The sequence below is a fragment of the Nocardia farcinica genome (assembly GCF_029867845.1).
In the GTDB taxonomy this organism is placed as follows: Bacteria; Actinomycetota; Actinomycetes; order Mycobacteriales; family Mycobacteriaceae; genus Nocardia; species Nocardia farcinica_A.
The window spans coordinates 1-2,116 of the sequence record NZ_JARWRU010000501.1; the positions used below are offsets into that span (position 1 = coordinate 1).

Annotated in this window: 2 protein-coding genes; both read left to right on the forward strand. The window is 68.5% G+C overall.

The window, feature by feature from the left end; translation table 11 throughout:
- Positions 1-283: 283 nt before the first annotated feature.
- Positions 284-1,357, forward strand: coding sequence for an NAD-dependent epimerase/dehydratase family protein (locus tag QH283_RS10930; protein ID WP_280502903.1), 1,074 nt, complete (start codon positions 284-286; stop codon positions 1,355-1,357).
- Positions 1,354-2,116: 1-acyl-sn-glycerol-3-phosphate acyltransferase (locus QH283_RS10935; RefSeq protein ID WP_280502904.1), on the forward strand; the 763-nt coding region annotated here is incomplete at its 3' end. The genes QH283_RS10930 and QH283_RS10935, both read left to right, overlap by 4 nt.

Genomic DNA, 2,116 nt, shown 5'->3' on the forward strand with positions numbered 1-2,116 from the left:
CTCTAACAAGACGCACCCAAACCGGCTTCCCCGAACGTGTGTCCCGCGTCTAAAACTCGCAATTGCCCCCGGCGCTACGGCTAGTTAGCCCCGACCCCGCCTCGTTGAGGGGCCTCACTTTTTTGAAATAATTCGGTTTGAAACCGGACGGTGTTTCGGGTGACTGAAGTCATCGTTAGGAGCTGGTTAATACTCTCGGCAACGGTGGTGCGGCGCGGCTACTCTTGATGCGGTCATCTTGACGCGAATGCCGTATCGACGGCCAGGCAGGTGGGATTCGGCAATGGGTTCCGAGGCGAGAGACGGACACACTCCCAAGGTCGTGCTGGTCACCGGCGCGGGCCGATTTTTCGGGGGCAATGTCGTCGCCGAACTCGCCGCGGACGAGTCGGTGGAACGTATCATCGCCGTGGACACCGTCACCCCGACCCGCGAGTCCCAGCGCCGTATGGGCCGCGCCCAATTCGTTCGCGCCGATATCCGCAATCCACTGATCCGAAAGGTGATCGGAGGAAACGAGGTGGACACTGTGGTGCACACCGCGGTGCTGTCCCGTCCGCCGTCGCCGGGTGGTCGCGCGGTCATGAAAGATCTCAACGTCCTCGGCGCGATGCAGTTGTTCGCGGTCTGCCAGAAAACTCCTTCGATTCGCCGGGTGGTCGTTCGCTCGAGTTCGGCGGTCTACGGATGCAGCCCGAAGGATCCGGCGAAATTCACCGAGGAAATGAGCGCGCGTAAACCTCCGAGCGGATGGTTCGCCCGCGATTGCATCGAAATCGAGGGTTTCGTGCGGAGCATGGCGCGTCGCCGCCCCGATATCGCCACCGCCATCCTGCGGTTGGCGCCGACGGTCGGGCCGAGGCTGGCCCGCCGGGGCGTGCAGTACCTGCGCTGGCCGCTGACGCCCACCGTGCTCGGCCGCGACGCGCGCCTGCAACTGCTGCACGAGCAGGACGCGGTCGGCGCGCTCGCCCACGCCACCCGCGCCGGGCGCGGCGGCACCTTCAACATCGCCGGCGACGGCGCGCTCATGCTCTCGCAGGCGGTACGGCGAACGGGCAGACTGGAACTGCCGTTGCCGTTCGCGCTGTTCCGCACCGCGGGCAAGGCGCTGATGGAGAACGTCATGCGTGACTTCAGCGCCGAACAACTCGACTATTTCCATTTCGGATGTGGTCTGGACACGACCCGCATGCGCGCCGAACTCGGGTTCGAGCCGCAGTGGACGACGGTGCAGGCGTTCGACGACTTCATCGGGGGCGCAGCGTTGCGGCCCGTCATCGATCCCCGCTGGATCGATGCCGCAGAACAGAAACTGCTCGGCCTCGTCGGGGCCGGTACGGGAGCACATACATGAACGACGTCGCGAAGATCATCCACCTGCGTGAGGCGACCACCGAGGCCAGGCCGCGGCTCGCGGCCCGGCGCTGGCCCCGCACACCCGCGGGCGGCCGGGGCGAGGTCGTCACCTCACTGACCGAGCGGCTCGGCGCCGCCGAGCCGCCCGCACCGCAGTCGGTGGGCGAGCTGGTGCGCGATGGCCTGGCCAAGCGGATCAGTGGAGCCGCCGAGTTCGCCCGGCGGCGGGTGGCGGGCGACTACCCGATCGACGAGTTCGGGTTCGACGCCCACCTGCTGGAGAACGTCATCCTGCCCACTCTGCGCCCGCTGTCGGAGCACTGGTTCCGGGTGCAGGTCGAGGGCATCGGCAACATCCCCGCCGAGGGCGGCGCGCTGATCGTGGCCAACCACGCGGGCACCGTCCCGGTCGACGGGCTGATGTTGCAGCTGGCCGTGCACGACAACCACCCGGCCCGGCGCGCGCTGCGGCTGCTTGCCGCCGATCTCATCTTCGAGATGCCGATGCTCGGCGTGCTCGCGCGCAAGGCAGGCCACACCCTGGCCTGCCGGGAGGACGCCGAGCGGCTGCTGCGTTCCGGCGAGCTGACCGGCGTGTTCCCCGAGGGGTTCAAGGGCGTCGGCAAGAGCTACGCCGACCGCTACAAGCTCCAGCGCTTCGGCCCCCGCGGGGGGGGGGGCCCCCCCGGGCCCCCCCCCGGGCCCCTCAACCCCGGGGGGGAACGGGGGGGCCCCGGGGGAATAGACCCACAGGCCG

Coding starts and splice junctions, on each gene's coding strand:
- QH283_RS10930 (WP_280502903.1), top strand. CDS start 284: ATGGGTTCCGAGGCGAGAGACGGACACACTCCCAAGGTCGTGCTGGTC.